Here is a 638-nt window from a genome sequence, read left to right as displayed (position 1 = left end):
AGCTTTTACTGCACTGACGATACCACTTAGCGGATCGCTTAATGCTTTTTGGATTTCTTCTGAATTGATGATAAACGTCTTAGGTACGCCTTCTGCCATACTACGGCCACGGACTTCTACTTCTAAGTTGCTCTCTTCGTTGAGCGCCGAGCCCACTTCCTGCTTGATACGTTCGGCGGTTGTCTCACCAATCACACAACCATGGGTACGGCGTACATGAGTAATAATCGCGTCATCAAACATATCACCGCCAATGCGGATCGACTCGGCATACACACAGCCAGACAGTGCGATAACAGCAATCTCAGTGGTACCGCCACCGATATCGACGACCATCGAACCACTGGCCTCATGAACCGGCATTCCTGCACCGATAGCTGCGGCCATCGGCTCTTCTAATAGCAGTACTTTGTTAGCGCCCGCTGATGACACTGCTTCACGAATAGCCTTTCGCTCAACCAGAGTCGACTTACAAGGTACGCAAACCACGACATTGGGCTGTGCCATAAAACGTTTGGCTTTTACTTTGGCAATAAAATGCTTTAGCATCTTTTGGGTGACTTCAAAGTCAGCGATGACCCCGTCTTTCAATGGACGAATGGCAGTAATATTGGCAGGAGTACGTCCAAGCATTTGCT

At 48.9% G+C, this 638-nt stretch carries 1 protein-coding gene; it reads right to left on the bottom strand.

Annotated features, from left to right (window positions below; genetic code table 11):
* A partial coding sequence (mreB, locus tag ACS8FD_RS21755) for a rod shape-determining protein MreB (protein WP_439277403.1) occupies window positions 1-638 on the bottom strand: 638 nt, incomplete at both ends.

The sequence above is a fragment of the Psychrobacter sp. 1U2 genome, assembly GCF_051847575.1.
The sequence above is the reverse complement of the archived record's forward strand: the minus strand, read 5'-3'. Positions and strand labels throughout refer to the sequence as shown.